The organism is Photobacterium sp. BZF1 (genome assembly GCF_014349205.1).
Classification (GTDB): domain Bacteria; phylum Pseudomonadota; class Gammaproteobacteria; order Enterobacterales; family Vibrionaceae; genus Photobacterium.
On sequence record NZ_JACSOF010000118.1, the window covers coordinates 1 to 20618 of the forward strand.

The following is a 20618-nucleotide window of genomic DNA, read 5'->3' on the forward strand; positions in this document are numbered from 1 at the left end:
GTGTCCGAGTGGCTGAAGGAGCACGCCTGGAAAGTGTGTATACGGCAACGTATCGAGGGTTCGAATCCCTCCCTCACCGCCATATTCAAAAAAGCCGCATTCGAAAGGATGCGGCTTTTTGCTATTTATCGAAATCCAAATTCTGCGTTTGCCTGAAAGGGCAATTTGGGCGATAGATCAAAAATGCCCAGCCAATCAATGGCTGGGCATTTTGTTTTTTGCTAAGAAACTCTTAGGCTTCGTTTTTCTTGTTGCCAAGGATCTGCGCAATCACAATAACCGCAACAGCGACCAAGTTGGCTGCGAAGATGATCTCCAACCACTGTGGCATCGAAAGACCGAAGAACTGCCATACAATCTTGCCGCAGTCACCCGAGGCCTCAAACATCCAAGGTACCCATTGGTTGAGCGGGGCCCAGGCTGGGAAATTAACATCAAGCGCACAGGTGGCTGACCACGGGAATTCAGGGAACTGGTAGCCGATGTGCTCTTGGGCTAGCGCAAGGCCTTGGTAAGAGCTGTAGGCCCAACCGGCTAAACCTGCCCAGCGAATCACATTGTTCTTAGGCGCGATCATACCCAGGATTGCCGCAAAGCCGATCCCCATCATGGCAACGCGCTCGTAGATACACATCACACATGGGTCAAGCTTCATCACATGCTGGAAAAATAGGGCACAGGCTTCAAAAAAGATGATGAAAGCCAATAAGATAGCCCAAGATAGACGGCTTTTAGAAAAAGTATTTAAAAAATACATACGGTGTTCCCGAGTAAAAGGTTAACTGCTAAATCGGCTGTCTAGAAGTGCTGAACATTTCAATCATTGAGCCGGTTTAGCACTTAGCCATTCAAAATAATGACCAAAATAATGCTAATTTCTGTCAACAATAAGGGCTAAAAAATAAATACTAGCACCAATTAGTAACGAAAAATACAATAAAGCCCTGATGATTCAGGGCTTTAATACAGACAATCAAATATTGAAAAAATTCAATTAGTGGCCAACTGCCGGTGCAATTTGTGAGGCGGCTTCTACTGTCCCCTGAGTGATCCAACCAAGGTCATAGAACCACTGAGTCATTGGCACCAATGTAAATTCGATACAGGCAAGGCCAACCAGTGATAGCACGATGGTGTATGGCAGAGCCATGTAAACCATACGGCCATAAGACAGGCGGATAAGCGGGGCCAGTGCCGATGTCAAAGCAAATAGGAATGCTGCCTGGCCATTCGGTGTCGCAACAGACGGTAGGTTGGTACCTGTGTTGATTGCAACCGCCAGCATGTCGAACTGATCACGGGTAATAATGCCATCAAGCAGCGCCGCTTTGACTTCATTAATGTAGACAGTACCGACGAACACATTGTCAGACACCATGGAAAGCAGACCGTTGGCAATGTAGAACATGGTCATCTGCATGCTACCTTCAAGGCTCAATACCATTTCGATAATCGGGGCAAACAGATGCTGGTCGATAATTACCGCTACAATCGAGAAGAAGACCGCCAATAACGCAGTAAACGGCAATGCTTCTTCAAACGCTTTACCCAGCGCATGCTCGTCAGTGATACCAGTGAACGAGGTAGCAAGGATAATAACGGTAAGGCCAATAAGACCTACTGCGGCAAGGTGCATCGCAAGGCCAACAATCAGCCAAACCGCGATGATAACTTGGACAACAAGCTTAGCGTAATCTAAGTTAGTTCGGCGTTTACGCTCTTCATTGTCGAATTCGACCAAGATACGGCGAACGTTCTCTGGCAGGCGGGCACCGTAGCCACAAATCTGGAACTTCTCGACCAATACACAGGTGACGATACCGCACAGGAATACAGGCAGGGTGACAGGTAGCATGCGCAGAATGAACTCACCGAATAACCAACCAGCCTGATCGGCAATGATTAGGTTTTGAGGTTCACCCACCATAGTCATTACACCACCTAGCGCGGTACCGATACCAGCGTGCATCAGCAGGCTGCGAAGGAACGCACGGTAGTTTTCCAGATCATCACGGCTGACTTCCAGAATTTGGTTGTCTGAGGTGTGATCGTGTGAAGCATGGGGTTCTTGGCCTGAAGCCACTTTGTGGTAAATGCTGTAGAAACCAATGGTCACACTGATCACCACGGCAATGACGGTCAAGGCATCAAGGAAGGCTGACAGAAAGGCCGCCATGACACAGAATGCCAACGACAGCAGGGTCTTTGAACGAATGCCGATCAGTATTTTGGTGAAGATATAAAGCAGCAATTGTTTCATAAAGTAAATGCCCGCGACCATGAAGATCAGCAGCAAAAGTACTTCAATATTGGCAACTAGCTCGTGTTTGACCATTTCGGGGCTGGTCATTCCGATAGCGACGGCCTCGATAGCAAGCAAGCCACCAGGCTGAAGGGGATAACATTTCAGCGCCATTGCCAGGGTGAATATGAACTCGATAACGAGTAGCCAGCCTGCAACGAATGGGTCAACGAAGAAGAAAACAATTGGGTTGATGATCAGGAAAGCAATGATCGCGACTTTGTACCAGTCGGGTGCTTTTCCTAGGAAGTTTTTTATAAAGGCGTTCCCTAGCGAAATTGCCATTTGTTCGAGTCTCTTGATATACGCAAATACTAATAATTATGAGCTGCGTTACTATCTTGCCTTTGAAGTCCGAGAGCAGGATAACCATTATGTTGTTGTTCTGGTTAAGTGTTCTTTTGAGACCCTCTAAGCTAAAGACCATTTCCTTGATGGTGTTTAACTTAAAGCAGGCAGCAGCATCCATTCAGCTCCCAGAGTGAAAACGTGCTAACTCTACCGCGTGATCCATCGCAGTCAAGTGCTTATAGATGAAGGTTATTTAAGATTATGAAAATTCATCCTAAAACATGGCTTGCACAGGTATTCCTCACATAGAACTGAAATATATGCTTACAATTTTCATTTTACGTTGAGCTTAGTCAAACTTTGGTTCGACGAATCTTTGAGCGGAATTTCTGGATTTGGTTTATACCCAGTGCATATCAATCATCACAAACTGCATGGTTATAAATAGACAGGCAAGATACTTCTTTTAGTAATTAGGTAGGCATTAGGTAAAGACTGGTGGTATGATGAGTTAATAAAAATAGAGCAAGAAGCAACTGGAAAACTAATCAGATGGTTATAAAGGCTGATAGCCCAGCAACATTTGCTGAGAAATATATTATTGAGAGTATCTGGAATAATCACTTCCCACAGGGCTCAATACTTCCCGCAGAACGAGAGTTGTCAGAGCTAATTGGTGTTACTCGTACAACCCTTCGTGAGGTATTGCAGCGTCTGGCCCGTGATGGCTGGTTAACGATTCAGCATGGTAAGCCAACCAGAGTGAACAATTACATGGACACGTCTGGGCTTAGCATTCTTGATACCCTTATTACACTCGATGGCCAAGATGTTCAGGGCGTGCTGGAAGACTTGCTTTCTGCCCGAACTGACATCAGCAGCGTATTTATGCGCTACGCCATCAAAGGGAACCCAGAAGCGTCTTCTGCTTTGATCAATCATGTGATTGAAGAGTGTGAAGCCCTACTGAAAGCAGATAGCTTTGCTGAGTACATTGAGAACAGCGAAGATAAAGCTGTCTTGATGCAGGAAGTGAAGAAGATCGTCGATAAATACGGCAAAGATGATCCTGAATTGTGCGAAGCCATTTGTCGTGCCCGCGCATTCAACTACTTCGACTACCGTATGTTCCAGGGTATGGCCTCTAAATCAGGCAACACCCTGTACGTTCTGACCATCAATGGTCTACGCAAAATTTACACCCGTGTTGGTGGCTACTACTTCATGTCTAAAGAAGCTTGTGAGCTAGCTCTCGAGTTCTACCGTGATATGAAATCTTACGGTGACAACAACCAACCAGAGCTGGTTGCTGATCGTATCCGCAAATACGGTCGTGAGAGTGGCGCAATTTGGTATGCTAACCGTATCGAAATTGCTCGTTACCTCTACGAAGAAGAGCAGTAATAGCTTTTTTGCTACTCAACAAAGAAAAGGAGATGCTTCGGCATCTCCTTTTTGTATCTAAATATTAACAACTATGTAGCGATTATATCTCTGTGTTGTATTGAGCACGGTTAGGGCAGGTTCCCAAAATGTGGGAGCGACCATCCGGCAATTCCTCTTCCAGTGTTACATCAAAGCCCCATAGACGGTGCATGTGTTTAAGCACTTCCTGATGGCTGTTGGCTAAGGGTATACGGTTGTGAGGCACATAACGTAGCGTTAGCGAGCGATCACCCTTCAAAGCGACATTCCAAACCTGGATATTAGGCTCGTTGTTGCTGAGATTGTACTGTGATGACAGTTTTTCCCTGATCATCCGGTAACCTTCCTCATTGTGGATCGCACTGACTTCAACGTAGTTATGGCGGTCGTCATCATTGACAGCAAACAGTTTGAAATCACGCATCACCTTAGGAGACAGGAACTGGCTGATAAAGCTTTCGTCCTTAAAGTTCTCCATTGCAAAGTGCAGGGTATCTAACCAGTCTTTGCCGGCAATGTCTGGGAACCAGTATTTGTCCTCTTCCGTTGGGTTTTCACAGATCCGGCGGATATCCTGGAACATGGCAAAGCCCAGAGCATAGGGGTTGATACCACTATAATACGGGCTGTTGTAGTCCGGTTGGGCCACCACATTGGTATGGCTGTGCAAAAACTCAATGATGAAACGATCCGTTACCAGACCCTCATCATAAAGATGATTGAGGATGGTGTAGTGCCAGAAGGTTGCCCACCCCTCATTCATGACCTGAGTCTGTTTCTGAGGATAGAAATACTGGCTGACCTTCCGCACTATCCTGACCACTTCACGTTGCCATGGCTCCAGCAAAGGGGCATGTTTTTCGATAAAGTAGAGGATATTCTCCTGCGGTTCGGCTGGGAATCGTACTTCTTCCGTTTCGACTTCCTCTTCCTGTGTCACTGGGATGGTTCGCCACAGTGAATTGACTTGCGTCTGGAGGTAGTCTTCCCTGGCTTTCTGGCGTGCCTTCTCTTCAACCATAGAGATCTTCTGTGGTCGCTTGTAACGGTCGACGCCGTAGTTCATTAGCGCATGGCAGGAGTCCAGTAGTCGCTCAACCTCATCGACGCCGTATTTTTCTTCACACTCGGTGATGTACTTACGGGCGAACAAGAGGTAGTCGATAATCGAACTGGCATCTGTCCATGTCTTGAACAAGTAATTGCCTTTGAAGAACGAGTTGTGGCCGTAACATGCGTGTGCCATAACCAGTGCCTGCATGGTGATGGTATTTTCTTCCATCAAATAGGCAATACAGGGATCAGAGTTGATCACAATTTCATAGGCGAGGCCCATTTGGCCGTGTTTGTAGCCCCGCTCGGTTTCGATAAAACGCTTACCGAATGACCAGTGGTGGTAGTTAATCGGCATACCAATACTGGAATAAGCATCCATCATTTGTTCGGCAGTGATGATCTCGATTTGGTTGGGGTAGGCATCAAGCCGGTAGTGGTCTGCTACCCGCTTGATTTCCTTGTGGTACTGATCCAACAAATCGAATGTCCAATCTGGACCGTCACTGAGTGTCTTAGATTTGGCGACTGTATCCATTGCACATTCCCCCTAAAGCGATGTTAACTGACTTGCTTTTTAAATAGCTCCCGGAATACAGGGAAAATGTCTTCCACACTCCTTATGTTCTGCATCGCAAAGTTACTGTGGCTGGCTTGTAGCGCCTCATATTCCCGCCATAGTGTTTGGTGTGCCCGGCGTGTGATTTCGATGTATGAGTAGTAACGGGTTACTGGCAAAAGCTCTTTGTCCAGTAGTTCGCGACAACCCGGTGAATCATCCGCCCAGTTATCCCCATCTGATGCTTGTGCCGCGTAGATATTCCACTCGGCAGGGGAGTAGCGCTTCTTCACAATCTCATTCATCAACCGCAGTGCACTCGACACTATGGTGCCCCCAGTTTCCTGGGAGTAGAAGAACTCATGTTCATCCACCTCTTTGGCTTGGGTATGGTGGCGGATAAACACTACGTCAACGTTTTTGTAAGTCCGGTTGAGGAACAGGTACAACAAGATATAAAAGCGTTTAGCCATATCTTTAGTGGCCTGATCCATCGAGCCCGAAACATCCATCAAGCAGAACATTACCGCTTGGCTGCTTGGTTGAGGTCGACGCTCATAGTTTTTGTAGCGTAGGTCAAAAGTATCAATGAACGGTACGCTGCTGATTTTCTGCCGTAGCCCCTGGATCTCATTTTTCACCCGCTCTTCCTCGAAAGGCTGAGCCGGTTCGGTGTTCATAAGCAGATCCAGTGTCTTCTCTAATTCGCGAAGTTGACGGCGTTTGGCTGCTGTCATTGCAGTACGACGCGCCAGAGAATTCTGGAGCGATTTTACAATGGCAATATTGGCCGGTACGCCGGACGACTTATAGCCCGAGCGGAACGTTTTCCACTCAACAATTTTGTTGAGCTGATTCTTCTCGAGGTTTGGCAGTTCCAGATCCTCAAAGAGTAAATCGAGATACTCATCTTTGGATATTTGGAATACGAATTCATCCTGGCCCTCACCATCTGGGCTGGCCTGTCCTTCACCAGCACCGCCTTGGCCGCCCCCTCCTTGGGGGCGCTCAATTCGGTCTCCGGGGCTGAACTGGTCGTTGCCTGGGTGGACAACTTCGCGTTGTCCACCTCGGCCTTGGTGAAAGCTTGGCTCGCGGATGTCACGGTTCGGGATAGTAATATCCTCACCGCTTTCCACATCGGTAATCGAGCGCTTGTTTACCGCATCAGCAATAGACTCTTTGATCTGTTGCTTGTGACGGCGAAGAAAACGCTGACGGTTTACCGTGCTTTTGTTTTTACCGTTGAGCCTTCGGTCTATAAAATGCGCCATAAGCTCTCCCCTTATTCATCCCATCCTACGCTTACTTAAGAAGACTTACGCACACGGAGGTACCACTCGGAAAGTAGACGTACCTGCTTGCGGGTATAGCCTTTCTCCATCATACGAGCAACGAAGTCATCATGTTTCTTCTGCTCCTCAGTCGAAGTTTTGGCGTTGAATGAAATGACCGGAAGTAGCTCTTCGGTGTTAGAGAACATTTTCTTCTCAATAACCGTACGAAGCTTCTCGTAGCTCGTCCAGTTCGGGTTCTTACCGGCGTTACTTGCACGGGCACGCAGTACGAAGTTGACGATTTCGTTTCGGAAATCCTTCGGATTACTGATACCTGCTGGCTTCTCAATTTTCTCCAGTTCGTTGTTCAGTGCTGCGCGGTCGAACAACTGGCCGGTTTCAGGGTCACGGTACTCTTGGTCCTGAATCCAGAAGTCGGCATAGCTGACGTAACGGTCAAAGATGTTCTGGCCGTATTCAGAGTAGGACTCAAGGTAAGCAGTCTGAATTTCTTTACCGATAAATTCGACATACTTAGGCGTTAGGTAGCCCTTGAGGTGCTCAAGGTATTTCTCGGCCAACTCTTGTGGGAACTGCTCACGCTCAATCTGCTGTTCTAGGACATAGAACAGGTGGACTGGGTTCGCCGCCACTTCAGAGTGGTCGAAGTTGAATACGCGAGATAGGATCTTGAACGCGAAACGGGTAGATAGACCTGCCATGCCTTCATCAACACCAGCGTAATCACGGTATTCCTGATAAGATTTGGCTTTCGGGTCGGTATCTTTAAGTGTTTCACCGTCGTAGACACGCATCTTCGAGTACAGGCTTGAGTTTTCTGGCTCTTTCAGGCGTGATAGCACTGAGAAGCGGGCCAAGATTTCAAGCGTCGATGGCGAGCATGGTGCTGCTGACAGCTCAGAGCTCTGCAGTAGTTTCTCGTAGATTTTGATCTCTTCGGAAACACGTAGGCAGTAAGGCACTTTGACAATGAAGACACGGTCTAGGAAGGCTTCATTGTTTTTGTTGTTACGGAATGACTGCCACTCAGATTCGTTTGAGTGCGCCAAAATGATGCCGTCAAATGGCAGTGCTGATAGCCCTTCGGTACCGTTGTAGTTACCTTCTTGCGTTGCGGTAAGTAATGGGTGCAGGACTTTCAGAGGAGCCTTGAACATCTCGACGAATTCCATCAGACCTTGGTTGGCCTTACAGAGTGCACCAGAGTAGCTATAGGCATCTGGGTCATCTTGAGCGAAGTGTTCAAGTTGACGGATATCAACTTTACCGACGAGTGATGAAATATCTTGGTTGTTCTCATCACCTGGCTCGGTCTTGGCAATACCGACTTGGTCAAGGATCGATGGACGAACCTTCACAACCTTGAACTTAGTAATATCACCACCAAATTCATGCAGGCGCTTAGCGGCCCAAGGCGACATGATAGTATTTAGGTAGCGATCGGGAATACCATATTCTTTCTTGAGGATGTCGCCATCTTCACCTTTGTCGAATAGGCAGAATGGATGATCGTTAACTGGACTGCGTTCACCGTTAGCTGTTAGCACATAAACTGGCACCTTCTGCATGAGGCTTTTCAGTTTTTCAGCCAATGATGATTTACCGCCACCTACAGGACCCAACAGGTAGAGGATTTGCTTACGCTCTTCCAAGCCCTGTGCGGCGTGTTTAAGGTAGGAAACGATCTGCTCAATCGCCTCTTCCATACCATAAAAATCTTCAAATGTTTTATAGCGGGAAATTACGCGGTTGGAGAAAAGGCGGCTCAAGCGTGGGTCTTGAGCAGTGTCAATCATTTCGGGTTCGCCAATTGCCATCAGCAGACGTTCTGCTGCGTTGACGTAAGCGCTGCGATCGTTACGACAGATCTCAAGGAACTCTTGCAATGAAAGCTCTTCATCCTTGGATTCTTCATAGCGTTGACGATAGTGGTCAAAAATACTCATGGTATGCCCCCTGAATCGTTCTTTAATCAATTAGAAAGGACGAAAACACAAATCTTTCACATCCCCCATATCTTAAGACTAGACCTAACTGATTAAATTGCTTGACTGAGTTGTTGGTTTATAAACTAAATTTCCTTTTTCGGTGTTCCTTACAAGCTGAATATTTTTTGCTCATCAATCTACTATCCTCCTATAAATCCCGTTCTGCAAGAGCTAGTGTTTAAAAAAATTCACGAAAATGTTGATGGAATGTGATGCTGGTGGCTTGTGCAAATGGATAGTCATATATGGTGAAATTTATTTCCATTGCAGAGCTATTTACTGAATGCAAAGGATTTCATTGATTAAAGATGGTGATAAATGGTGGCAGTAGAGGGCATGATGGCTTTTTTGCAAAAAAATGGACTTTCCATCGTGATTATTGCAAATAAGCTTGAAGTCGAGGTGGGTGAGGAGGGGCTAACGGTGTGCATTAGCAGTGTCAAAAAAATGCGAGCCGGAGTTATTTTGAGAGCTAAATCAAAATCTCTGGCTTAAGCTAAAAAAGTGCCGAGAGTTGGGGGAGCCTAATTAATGAGTATTTCTCGTGTTGATACTGTGTCGATACCCGTTTCTGATCAAAACCAAGCGTTAGCATTTTACCGGGACATGCTGGGATTTGAGTTGATCCGCGATCACCAAGCGGATCAGCATAAACGCTGGATTCAACTGGCCCCTAGAGGTGCTGAGACAACGATTAGCCTGGTCATGCCTTTTGGCGGGATGAAAGCCGGTTCGGTTCAGGGGTTAGTCGTGCAGACCGATGATATCCACTCGACCCATGATGAGTTATCGAGCCGAGGCGTGCCTCTGTCGGAGATTGTCACTTTAATTGGGGGACGGTTTGCGACCTTTGCCGATCCTGACGGGAATGGTTGGGTATTGATTGAAGCTAACACGCAGATGCTGGCTTGATGTGTTTGAAAGATACCAGAGGGCCGCTCCGGTATCTTTTCCGGTTAGAGAAGGGGCATTCTATTGCGCTCCGCTACCGGTTAACGCTTCACACTGACTTCAGTGGTCAGGGTATGAGATTCACCTGGCGCTAAAGTGATGCTATTGCTGTTGTGGATAGTTGACTCGACACAGACCATTGTTTCGAAGCTATCGTCGGCCATATCAGCCATGCTAATGGATAGCTCTTGCCACGGGTTCCAAATCACTGCTGCATTGTGGCCGCTGTTGGTTACTGCTATTTGGCGGCGCTGGTGGTCTTGGATCATCACCGTTGGCTCAGGCTGGGTGTAAACACGGTCAACTTCACCCTCAAAGCTAAGTTGCTCACCGCCTTGGCAGACTTTCCCTACCTGGGTGCTATCTTGGTATTCACTGCCCATTTGGGTGATAGTGGTGCTGCGGATGCTCTCTACATTGAAATAAGTATGAAGAGCACCAGAGAAGCTCCACTCAGTGTTGTCGGTATTGGTAGAAGTCAGCGAGACTTTTAGTGTTGTGCCAATTTCAAACGTCAATACATTGTTGAACTTGTGAGGCCATACTGCGCGGGTCGCTTCGCTATCTGCCAGTGTCAACGCGACAATCACACCTTCGTCATTTTCACGGTGCTCTTTTAGCGTCCATTCGCTGTTGCGGGCAAAGCCGTGCGAGGGTGCTGCCGCCTTGCCAAACCAAGGCCAGCATACAGGGATCCCGCCTCGGATAGCCTTCGCCGTATCGAATTCTGCTTTTTCGCTCAGCCAAATAACATCGTCCTCACCCTTTGGTTTGAACCAGACAAGGTGCCCGCCATGCAGGGAAATACCGGCATCAGCCTGCTCATGGCTGATCTTTACGATTTTGATCCCTTGGTAATCACAGATAGTGACAGCATCGGATAAGGCCGCCACTGTTGGAAGAGTATTGAAATCCATCAGACTATCCTTTGGTTGTAGCAATGTATAAATGATTGCCACCTTGGTGTGAAAGTAACAGTCAATTTTACACTTATTTTTATTAAAAAAATAACGGCGTCTATTAAAAAATATTTGTTAAATTTGTAGGTATTTTTTAACTGCGTTTTAGTGCTTTTTGGTTTTGTGAGCGTATCAAAAGTACAGATACAAAAAAGGCGACACCGTAGCGTCGCCTTTTATCATCTAGCTAAAAGCTTACATTACTTAGAGATGTGAGCGATTAGGTCTAGAACTTTGTTTGAGTAACCGATTTCGTTGTCGTACCAAGATACAACTTTAACGAAGTTATCAGTTAGAGCGATACCAGCTTTAGCATCGAATACAGAAGTCTGTACTTCACCGATGAAGTCCTGAGATACAACCTGATCTTCAGTGTAACCTAGAACACCTTTCAGCTCGCCTTCAGAAGCTTCTTTCATTGCTGCACAGATAGCTTCGTAAGATGCGCCAGTTTTTAGGTTAACTGTTAGGTCAACTACAGAAACGTTAGCAGTTGGTACGCGGAAAGCCATACCAGTTAGTTTGCCGTTTAGTTCTGGAAGAACAACGCCTACAGCTTTAGCAGCACCAGTTGAAGATGGGATGATGTTCTGAGAAGCACCACGACCACCACGCCAGTCTTTAGCAGAAGGACCGTCAACAGTCTTCTGAGTAGCTGTAGTTGCGTGAACAGTAGTCATAAGACCAGACTCGATGCCGAACTTGTCGTTAAGAACTTTAGCGATTGGTGCTAGGCAGTTCGTAGTACAAGAAGCGTTAGAAACGATGTCCTGACCCGCGTAAGTGTCTTGGTTAACACCCATAACGATCATTGGAGTCGCATCTTTAGATGGACCAGTTAGAACAACTTTCTTCGCACCAGCTGTGATGTGCTGACGAGCAGTTTCGTCAGTTAGGAAGATACCTGTTGCTTCAGCAACAACGTCAACACCGATTTCGTCCCACTTAAGGTCCGCTGGGTTACGCTCTGCAGTTACGCGAACTGTTTTGCCGTTAACGATTAGGTTGCCACCTTCTACTTCAACAGTACCGTTGAAGCGGCCGTGAGTTGAATCGTACTTAAGCATGTAAGCCATGTACTCAACGTCGATTAGGTCGTTGATACCAACAACTTCGATGTCGTTACGCTCTACAGAAGCACGGAAAACAAAACGTCCAATACGGCCAAAACCGTTAATACCTACTTTGATAGTCATTACAGTTGCTCCACAACTTAATTTCTAATGAAAGATAACTGGTAGTAAAATTACAGAATCTAACGTGACGCTGCAAGTGAAAAACGAACTTAAATTGCGTAAGGTCAAAAAAAAGTTCGGATTTTTTTTACATTCCCACTACAACGCTGCAAATTCGTACAGAAGTTGTATGAATATCAATCATTGCTGTTATTAACTTTTAATATCAACACGAAGCTCATCCAAAATATGCTTAAATGAGCAGTGAAGATGTAAAATCCTTTCGAGCAGAAAGTATGTGCCACAGTTGACGCAAATGGCAACCATTTTTCAGAATTGATAACGTGAATAATATAAGAAGGAAGTATAATGTCAGCTAAATCAGACTCTTACTGGCGTGAAAAACTGACGGAAGAGCAGTATCACATCTGTCGTGAGCAGGGAACGGAAGCGCCGTTCTCGGGCAAGCTACTTCATAACCGCGAAACAGGTGTTTATAGCTGTACGTGTTGCCAAGCGCCATTGTTCCACTCAAGCGGTAAGTATGATTCAGGCTGCGGCTGGCCGAGTTTCGATGCCCCTATCGAGCGAGATGCTATCCGCTACCTGGAAGATAACAGCCATGGTATGCAGCGGATTGAGATCCGTTGTGCCAAGTGCGACAGCCACCTCGGGCATGTTTTCCCTGATGGGCCGAAAACGACAGGGGAAAGATATTGTGTGAACTCGGTGTCTCTGATTTTTAATAATGAAGAGGCTGGCGGCGGCCAATAAGCTCAGCCTACTGTGCTTTGTTCTCAAGCCATCTTGTGAGATGGGCTTAAACGGAAACGCCCTGCTCAAAGATAGCAGGGCGTTTTTGTAGGCGCTTGAGCAAAGGTGAATAAGCCGGAATACTCAATTGGCCATGCTGGCGCTGAATTCACCATTTCGAAGTGATTGGGCAATGCCAATAGCTTGACCGTCCAGCTCGCTGCGGCGCTCGGTGCTCATTGGGTAAAACGCATTCAATTTGTCCTGGCTGGCAACTGGCATAGACAACTCACTACCCACTTTCGCCCATAGATAGGCTTTTTCTGTTCTCCCATTCTGATGAGATAACGTCGCTAAACTTAGGATGATTTCCGGTTTAATCTTTGGCCGGCTCCCGTAAAGTTCCAGAGCGTGCTCCAGCAACGCAACCGTCTTCTCCTGATCTTTGGTAGTATAGAAGGTCGCCAATGCTAATTGCATATCTGGGGTTTCCATTACCTCGCTGCCCTCAAGCCTCAGGAACTTGCGCAAAGCATCCTGATCACCTTGGCTCCAACGGAAATAGAGGATTTCAGGGTCGTTTGATTGCGCTAACTCTTCGTTGAGGCGTTTTATTGATGCATACGCGCTCAGCATCGCTTGGGTACGGAGGGTTTTGCGCTCTTTCAGCTCGGTAGGCTCGATACGTGCCGCGTACTCCAAACATTTCTGGTAGTCGTAGGTATATTTCAGCTCTTTGAACTTCTCTTTGTCTGTCGGGCTTTTTAGCACTTCGTAACGTTGCCAAATGAGGTTGACCCGCTGGAGGCGGCATTGACCATCATTGAGGTTGGTGTCAGCGCAGAGTTGCGGCTCAGCTTGGCACAAACTGTCGGTAGAGCGGTGGCGTTCAAAGCAACCGCTGAGCAAGACCAAGCAGGCTATTAATAGGGTAAGTTGTCGCGCGGATTTTCTCATTTGGCTTATCAGTGAATCCAATAGCGTGAATCGTTGTTAACGAGTTTATCAAAATAAAAATAAAAGACTGAGGCGGGCCGCTGATTTTCAGCAGTGTGATCCCTAAAGCATTTTATCGACGTATTCTTGGCGAGCTTTAGAGGAAACTGTTATTACTGCGAGCAAGAAATGCTATTAAAAGGAAAACAAAACAGCCATGGATCTTGAAACTTTGCTTAACGCTATGACCCCAGAAGTGTACCAGCGCCTTGCAACGGCGGTTGAAATTGGCAAGTGGCCAGATGGAACACCGCTTACGCCAGAGCAGCGTGATTCTTCCATGCAGGCCGTCATGCTCTACCAGTCCCGCCATAATGCTGAAGCGGCCCACATGACAGTAGAGAAAGGTGGGGAAATCAAATTCAAATCCAAAGCGGAACTCAAAAAAGAGTTTGCCGGTGACAACCAGTCGGCGTCAGGGATGGCAACAGACGATATTGCCCGTTTTGAACATGACCAACTCTAAAGCAGCCTCCTGCCGCTATCCATCCCTTATTTGATGGTGCCGAGAACCACGGGCGGGCAATAAAAACCTGACAGCTCGTGGTCTTCTTCTCCCATTAGGTTTGCCACCCAGGGTTCTTGTTCGATGCGGGCCAGATAGTTCTCTAGCATCGGATAATGGCTAAAACGCAATCCTGCCATCCAGCCACTTCGCATTACACTCCAGAGGCTAATTTCAGCCATCGACATATGGTCGCCAATATAACCTTGCTCCGGCAACTGCTCTTCCAGGTATTGTATTGCCCTTGGCAGGTGATGCTCGAGGCACTGCTCTACCGCTTCTTCATCGACCTCTTTGCCGAGCATTTTTCCCCGCAGAATTTTTTGATAGAACAGTACCCCGCCAATAAGGGAAGTGAGGCGGGTGCCGGCATATTCTTCCAACCAACGGATCTTAGCCCGGGTGATTGCGTCACCGGGGTATAGGGGCGGAACAGGGTATTGGTCGTCGAGGAAGTGGGCGATTACCGTTGAGTCCATGATGCTGTGCTGGTCGACTTCCAACACCGGCACTTTCCCCAGCGGGTGACGCTTTTGAGCGAGCTCTTTTTCGACGTAGGGGTTGAGGGGCTGAAGCTCATAAGTGATCCCTTTATAGGCAAGGGCCAGCATGATTTTTCTAACAAAGGGTGAAATCGAGGAGCCATGTAGGATCATAATGTACTCAGGGCCTTTCGCTGACGGGAATAGTCAAAGTGTAGCCGAGTAGTTGATTTTGAGGGCATGACAATAAAAACGGCAGCCTTAGGCTGCCGTTTGTTTTGCGTTCGTGATGCAAAGTGGGAGGCTTAGTGGGTTAGCTCGCCACGTAGGTCTTGTTGCATCAGGCTGCGTACGGTTTCCACCGGAAGATCTTGGCTCAGCAGGAAGTGCAGTTTGGCCAATGCCGCTTCAGGGGTCATATCGTATCCGCTAAGGACACCAGCATCCGCCAAGGCACAACCTGTCGCGTAGCCGCCCATATTGACCTTGCCAGATAGACACTGGGTAAGGTTCATGACGATAACACCACGGTCGCTAGCTTCTTTTAGCTGCTCAAGCAGTTCTGCATTCTGCGGGGCATTACCGACACCGAAGGTTAGCAGGATCATCGCATTGACCGGTTGGCGCAGGGTATTGCGGATCACCTCAGGTGAGATCCCCGGGTACATGGTGATCACGCCAATCGGTTGAGGGGTAATGTTATGGACTTTGAATGCCCCTTCCGGCTTCTTGTCGATTTCAACATTGTTGAGTTGGATGTTGATACCGGCTTCCAGCAGCGGTGGTAGGTTAGGTGAAATAAAGGCACCGAATCCGTCTGCATGGGCTTTAGTACTGCGGTTACCACGGATCAGTTTGTTGTTGAAGAACACAGTGACTTCGTTGATCGGGTAGTTCGCGGCAACGTGAAGGGCATTGAGCAAGTTGCTCTGGCCGTCAGAACGTAGCTCCGCAAGCGGAATTTGCGAACCGGTGACAATCACAGGCTTGTCGAGGTTTTCGAACATGAATGACAGAGCAGAGGCGGTATATGCCATGGTATCCGTACCATGTAGGATCACAAAACCGTCGTACTTGTCGTAGTTCGCTTTAATATCATCAGCAATGCGCTGCCAATCCGCTGGCGTCATATCCGACGAATCAATCAGGGGATCATATTCGTGGATGGTGAACTTTGGCATTTCTGCACGATGGAATTCTGGCATGCTTTCCAATTGCTGTTCCATGAAACCAGCAATTGGTACGTAGCCATGGTCTGACTTCTGCATACCAATTGTGCCGCCGGTGTAGGCGATGTAAATGTGTTTTCTTTCCATATGAAGGTACAGAATTATCGGTTTGGTGGGCGCATTATACGGGGTATGTAGCGTAAAAAAAGCCCGGCGTTGCCGGGCTGATCTCACTTTTAAAGATCCGGACAGTTTACACAGAAGGCATATTGTCCTTTTGGATCATTGAAGTTACCAAGGGTAGATAGGTCTGTTACAACCTTTTGTGTAACAGGTTGCATGGCTTCAGGCAACTCTCCCCAGACTAGCTGGTGGAAAAAGACCTTGGCTTCAGAGCTGAACTGTTGCATGAACATTTCTGCTGTACTCAATGGCTTAGCCATCCAGCGTACCTCGTAGTCCTCACCCAGCGCTGCTAACTCGGCGGCACTGGCAACGGCATCATCAAAATCACCCAGTTCGTCGACCAGACCTAGGGCAAGGGCATCTTTACCAGTCCAGACTCGTCCCTGAGCAACGCTGTCTGCCTGCTCAAGCGTCATATCACGGTTTTGGCTAACCAGTCCGATAAAGCGTTGGTAGCCGTTCTCGATGCCTAGCTGGAAGATCTCGGCAATACCTTCAGGCAGTTCGCGGGTAACACCGACACCAGAGAATGGGGTTGTGCCAACACCGTCACTGTAAACGCCCATCTTCTCAAGGCCTTTTTCGAAGGTGGTCAAGATGGCAAAGATACCGATCGAGCCAGTAATCGTGGTTGGCTGGGCCATGATTTTGTCAGCAGAAGATGAAATCCAGTAGCCGCCTGATGCTGCCACACTCGACATAGAGACAACAACAGGCTTGCCTGCCGCTTTTAGGGCATCGACCTCATTGCGGATCACCTCTGAGGCAAAAGCGCTGCCCCCCGGGCTATCGACACGGAGAATGACCGACTTCACTTTGTCATCAAGGCGAGCTTCACGCAATAGGCCTGCAGTGGTATCACCACCAACGTTACCTCTTTGTTGAGTACCATCCATGATGGCACCGCTGGCGACAACGACCGCAATTTGGTTGTCGCTAGGCAACTGGATATCACCAATGGTTGGCTGGTAATCGTAATAGCTGATTTGATTGAAGCTATGGTCATCGTTCTCGCCGAAAGCATCGATAAGTTGCTTGCGAAGCCCAGGGCGGTTTACGAGCTCATCGACCAAGCCCATTTTCTCGCTTAGCTTGGCAAAATCACCGTCGACGCTTTTCAACTCAACAACAAACTGATCCAGTTCTGGGGTCAGTGTGCTGGCATCGATCTGGCGGTTTTTTGCTACATCAGAAGTGTAAGCGCCCCAAAGTTGGTTCAGCCATGCCGTGTTGGCTTCACGGGCTTCGTCAGACATGCCATCTAGGGTGTAAGGTTCGACAAATGACTTGTATGTACCGACGCGGAAAACATGGGTATTGACGTTCAGCTTCTCGAACAAGCTCTTGTAGTAGAGGGTATAGCTGCCGTAACCGGTAAGCATGACCCCACCATCTGGCGACATAAACACTTTGTCGGCATAGCTCGATAGGTAGTACTGGCTTTGTTTGTAATGATCACCAATGGCATAAACCGGTTTACCGGACTCCTTGAATTCTTCCAGTGCCTTGGCGATGTAGCGCAACTTGGTCAGGTTGGTCTCGCTCATGTCGCGCAGGTTGAGTACTAGGCCAGTAATACGTTCATCAGTGGCAGCGGTGCGCAGGGTATCGACGATATCGAACAGGACGTTTTCTTGGGTCTGCTCATTACCGAATGCACTGCTGGTAAGGCTATCAAGCGGGCTGGAGTAGCTGCGCTGCTCGACGATGGGACCCGACAGATCCAATACTAATGCTGCTTGCTCCGGTAGTTCTGGCTCTTTGCCACTCTCAGTAAAGGCGAAGAACAGCGCGCCAATGATAATGAGGAACAGTAAGTTGATGACCAGCTGACGGGTAAAGCTGATCAATTTCCATATCCAACGGAAGATTTTGCCAATTCCTTTAAAGATCACTTTCATGAAGTTTCCTGATTTTTCGCCGAGGCTCTGAGCCTGCTTATTTCTCAATCTATATAAGATTGGACGTAATAATAATGATTTAGTTCTGTATCTAAATGTACATGCTAACCGACTAATAAAGGAAATTCAGTAATTAATCGAAGTAGGCTAGTGGTTTAGCAGCACAAGTGGGAAGTACCTATCATCAAAATAATCCTGTGCCATGTCGCTACTTTTGGATACGTTTTTATCCATGGAGTTAGATCTAAATCAATATATTGTTGCGTTAATGTAAACGATTGTTTGAAATATAGTTGGTCGCTTCGTATACTGGTCAGACCATAACAACATAAAGAATGGAAGCCATGGACGATAAATCTTACCCTCATCTGTTATCACCGCTGGATCTTGGTTTCACTCAATTACGTAATCGTGTGTTGATGGGATCGATGCATACCGGGCTGGAAGAATCCCGCGACGGGTTCAAGAAACTTGCCGCCTTCTATGCTGCCCGAGCCAAAGGCGGTGTTGGTCTTATTGTTACCGGCGGTTTCTCGCCGAACTTTCGTGGTCGTCTTCACCCGCTTAGTGCTGAATTCAGCTCTGGGCGTGCAGCGCGGGCGCACCGTGTGATTACTGACGCCGTGCATGATGAGGGTGGGAAAATCGCCTTGCAGCTACTCCATGCCGGGCGTTATGCCATGCATCCTTTCGCCGTTAGTGCCTCGTCTATCAAGGCTCCTATCTCTAAATTCACCCCGAAAGAGATGAGTACCCGGCAGATCAAGAAAACCATCGAAGCCTTTGCTCGCAGTTCTGAGCTTGCCAGAGAGGCTGGCTACGACGGGGTGGAGTTGATGGGTTCGGAAGGTTACCTGATAAACCAGTTCATCTGTAAGCGCTCGAACCATCGCTATGATGAGTGGGGCGGCAGCTATGAGAACCGGATGCGTTTTCCGATTGAGTTGGTCAAAGCGGTAAGGGCCCGTGTTGGCCGGGATTTTATCATCGTTTTCCGCCTCTCGATGCTCGATTTGGTAGAGCAGGGCAGTACCCATGAAGAAGTGTTGATGCTAGCCAAACAACTTGAGCAAGCAGGGGTTACTATCCTCAATACCGGTATTGGCTGGCATGAGGCGAGGATCCCGACGATTGCAACCCAAGTGCCAAGGGCGGCCTTCGCGTGGGTTACTGAAAAGCTCAAGTCTGAAATATCTATCCCGCTGGTGACCTGTAACCGTATAAACACCCCGCAGGTTGCCGAAGATATCTTGGCGAGCAACCAAGCAGATATGGTTTCTATGGCAAGGCCATTCTTGGCCGACCCGGACTTCGTTATCAAGGCTGAGCAGGACAGGGCTGATGACATCAATACGTGCATCGGTTGTAACCAAGCCTGTTTGGACCATGTGTTTGTCGGCAAGCGGGCAAGTTGCTTGGTCAACCCGCAAGCCTGTTACGAAACGGAATTGATTTTGTCGCCTTCGGCCAGTCAGCGCCGGGTTGCGATTGTTGGGGCAGGGCCTGCCGGTATGGCAACGGCCGTTGCGGCGGCAGAGCGAGGCTTTAAAGTCGATTTGTTTGAAAAGAATGATCATCTCGGTGGCCAGTTCAACTTGGCGATGCAAATCCCGGGTAAGGAAGAGTTCAAGGAAACTATCCGCTACTTCACCCGCCGCCTAGAGCAGACTGAGGTGAACGTGAAGCTCGGCAAAGCGGTGTCTGTGGAAGACCTGCAAGGTTATGATGAAGTGATAGTTGCCACCGGCGTCCAGCCGCGCCGACCGCCAATTCCTGGTATCGACCATGAAAAAGTGATTGATTACCAGACGCTGATCCGTGACAAAGTCGAATTAGGCCAGAGAGTGGCTGTTATTGGTGCAGGTGGTATCGGGGTGGATGTCTCTACCATGCTGACCGAACCGGATCATCAAAGCTTGGATGACTGGCTCAAGGATTGGGGTATCGACAAGTCCATTGAGCATGCTGGTGGGCTATATCCGCATGAGGAATATGTTAGCCAGCGTCAGGTGTGGCTGATGCAGCGCCGCCCAGGCAAGATGGGTAAAGGGCCAGGCAAGACAACCGGTTGGATCCACAAGAAAGTCTTGGAAAAACGTGGGGTTGAGCTGCTAAGTGGCGTGAGCTACGACAAAGTCGATGATCAAGGCTTGCACATCACTGTCGAAGGCCAGTCACGCATACTGGATGTCGATAACATCGTTTTGTGCGCCGGACAAACCTCAGTTGATGTGCTCTCTGACGAGCTAAAGGCCAAGAACATCAATGTCCATGTAATCGGTGGTGCTGATGTTGCCGGCGAAGTTGATGCCAAGCGGGTGATCCGCCAAGGGGTCGAGCTGGCAGCGAAGTTGTAGGAAAAAGGAGCGGGTTTTAGGCCCTGGGAAGTGCGGGTCCTAGGAAAAGCGAAAAGCAGAAGCAAGAGCTTGACGTATCATAGCGATAAACGAATGCTGCTTGCAGACCCAGGACCCAGGACCCAGGACCCAGGACCCAGGACCCAGGACCCAGGACCCAGGACCCAGGACCCAGGACCTGAAGTGACCCCCTAAAAGTAGACACCTCTTTATTAGGAATAAGAGGTGTTTATATGAAAGTTGTTACTAGACGTAGCTTTACCGACGA

The 20618-nt window shown here is 48.1% G+C and carries 17 protein-coding genes and 1 tRNA gene; 7 read left to right on the forward strand and 11 right to left on the reverse strand.

All coding sequences use genetic code 11. The annotated features are described in order from the left end of the window. Window positions 1–82, forward strand: a tRNA-Ser gene (locus BIZ37_RS21900). Window positions 83–232: 150 nt separating this feature from the next. On the opposite strand, the gene dsbB is transcribed toward BIZ37_RS21900, so the two are convergent. Both dsbB and nhaB read right to left on the reverse strand, forming a co-directional pair. Beyond that, a complete protein-coding gene (gene dsbB, locus BIZ37_RS21905; RefSeq protein WP_187463323.1) occupies window positions 233–757 on the reverse strand; it encodes a disulfide bond formation protein DsbB in 525 nt (174 codons plus the stop codon). Between the two features lie 237 nt (window positions 758–994). Next, entirely contained in the window at window positions 995–2587 is a 1593-nt protein-coding gene (nhaB, locus tag BIZ37_RS21910; RefSeq protein ID WP_187463324.1) for a Na(+)/H(+) antiporter NhaB, read from the reverse strand. A 558-nt stretch (window positions 2588–3145) separates the two neighbouring features. Between nhaB and fadR the strand changes: the two genes are divergently transcribed. Then, window positions 3146–3997, forward strand: coding sequence for a fatty acid metabolism transcriptional regulator FadR (gene fadR / locus BIZ37_RS21915; RefSeq protein ID WP_107298596.1), 852 nt, complete (start codon window positions 3146–3148; stop codon window positions 3995–3997). 82 nt (window positions 3998–4079) lie between these two features. Here fadR and BIZ37_RS21920 read toward each other — a convergent pair whose 3' ends face one another. Genes BIZ37_RS21920 through BIZ37_RS21930 form a run of 3 tightly spaced genes read right to left on the reverse strand, consistent with a single transcriptional unit; the run spans window position 4080 to window position 8874 of the window. Then, the gene (locus BIZ37_RS21920; protein ID WP_187463325.1) at window positions 4080–5609 is read right to left on the reverse strand and encodes a SpoVR family protein; all 1530 of its coding nucleotides are present in this window, start codon (window positions 5607–5609) and stop codon (window positions 4080–4082) included. 23 nt (window positions 5610–5632) lie between these two features. Then, on the reverse strand, window positions 5633–6904 hold the full coding sequence (locus BIZ37_RS21925) for a YeaH/YhbH family protein (protein WP_107298598.1): 1272 nt from the start codon (window positions 6902–6904) through the stop codon (window positions 5633–5635). 35 nt (window positions 6905–6939) lie between these two features. After that, window positions 6940–8874, reverse strand: a complete 1935-nt coding sequence (locus tag BIZ37_RS21930; protein ID WP_107298599.1) for a PrkA family serine protein kinase — start codon at window positions 8872–8874, stop codon at window positions 6940–6942. 360 nt (window positions 8875–9234) lie between these two features. Between BIZ37_RS21930 and BIZ37_RS21935 the strand changes: the two genes are divergently transcribed. Next, window positions 9235–9411 carry a hypothetical protein gene (locus BIZ37_RS21935; RefSeq protein ID WP_187463326.1) on the forward strand — a complete coding sequence of 59 codons (177 nt, stop codon included), beginning with the start codon at window positions 9235–9237 and terminating at the stop codon, window positions 9409–9411. Between the two features lie 36 nt (window positions 9412–9447). Then, entirely contained in the window at window positions 9448–9828 is a 381-nt protein-coding gene (locus BIZ37_RS21940) for a VOC family protein (RefSeq protein ID WP_107298600.1), read from the forward strand. Window positions 9829–9908: 80 nt separating this feature from the next. Here BIZ37_RS21940 and BIZ37_RS21945 read toward each other — a convergent pair whose 3' ends face one another. Both BIZ37_RS21945 and gap read right to left on the reverse strand, forming a co-directional pair. Then, complete coding sequence (locus tag BIZ37_RS21945; RefSeq protein WP_187463327.1) at window positions 9909–10784, reverse strand: D-hexose-6-phosphate mutarotase; 876 nt, start codon at window positions 10782–10784, stop codon at window positions 9909–9911. A gap of 242 nt (window positions 10785–11026) precedes the next feature. Further along, entirely contained in the window at window positions 11027–12022 is a 996-nt protein-coding gene (gap, locus tag BIZ37_RS21950) for a type I glyceraldehyde-3-phosphate dehydrogenase (RefSeq protein ID WP_039459186.1), read from the reverse strand. Between the two features lie 348 nt (window positions 12023–12370). Here gap and msrB point away from each other — a divergent pair, with 348 nt between their 5' ends. Beyond that, window positions 12371–12775, forward strand: a complete 405-nt coding sequence (gene msrB / locus BIZ37_RS21955) for a peptide-methionine (R)-S-oxide reductase MsrB (RefSeq protein WP_187463328.1) — start codon at window positions 12371–12373, stop codon at window positions 12773–12775. Window positions 12776–12898: 123 nt separating this feature from the next. On the opposite strand, the gene BIZ37_RS21960 is transcribed toward msrB, so the two are convergent. Continuing rightward, window positions 12899–13711, reverse strand: a complete 813-nt coding sequence (locus BIZ37_RS21960) for a DUF2989 domain-containing protein (RefSeq protein ID WP_187463329.1) — start codon at window positions 13709–13711, stop codon at window positions 12899–12901. Between the two features lie 196 nt (window positions 13712–13907). Here BIZ37_RS21960 and BIZ37_RS21965 point away from each other — a divergent pair, with 196 nt between their 5' ends. Continuing rightward, window positions 13908–14216: a YeaC family protein gene (locus BIZ37_RS21965; RefSeq protein ID WP_107298604.1), complete on the forward strand. Its 309-nt coding sequence runs from the start codon at window positions 13908–13910 to the stop codon at window positions 14214–14216. 26 nt (window positions 14217–14242) lie between these two features. Here the strand turns inward: BIZ37_RS21965 and BIZ37_RS21970 are convergent, their stop codons facing one another. The 3 genes from BIZ37_RS21970 to sppA all read right to left on the reverse strand — a co-directional run bounded on the left by BIZ37_RS21970 (window position 14243) and on the right by sppA (window position 17993). Next, window positions 14243–14911, reverse strand: coding sequence for a glutathione S-transferase family protein (locus BIZ37_RS21970; protein ID WP_187463330.1), 669 nt, complete (start codon window positions 14909–14911; stop codon window positions 14243–14245). A gap of 131 nt (window positions 14912–15042) precedes the next feature. After that, the gene (gene ansA, locus BIZ37_RS21975) at window positions 15043–16053 is read right to left on the reverse strand and encodes an asparaginase (RefSeq protein ID WP_107298606.1); all 1011 of its coding nucleotides are present in this window, start codon (window positions 16051–16053) and stop codon (window positions 15043–15045) included. A gap of 89 nt (window positions 16054–16142) precedes the next feature. Further along, window positions 16143–17993, reverse strand: a complete 1851-nt coding sequence (gene sppA / locus BIZ37_RS21980) for a signal peptide peptidase SppA (RefSeq protein WP_187463331.1) — start codon at window positions 17991–17993, stop codon at window positions 16143–16145. Window positions 17994–18337: 344 nt separating this feature from the next. On the opposite strand from sppA, the gene BIZ37_RS21985 reads away from it, so the two are divergent. Further along, window positions 18338–20350 (forward strand): NADPH-dependent 2,4-dienoyl-CoA reductase, encoded by a 2013-nt coding sequence (locus tag BIZ37_RS21985; RefSeq protein ID WP_187463332.1) that lies wholly within the window; start codon window positions 18338–18340, stop codon window positions 20348–20350. Window positions 20351–20618 lie beyond the last annotated feature (268 nt).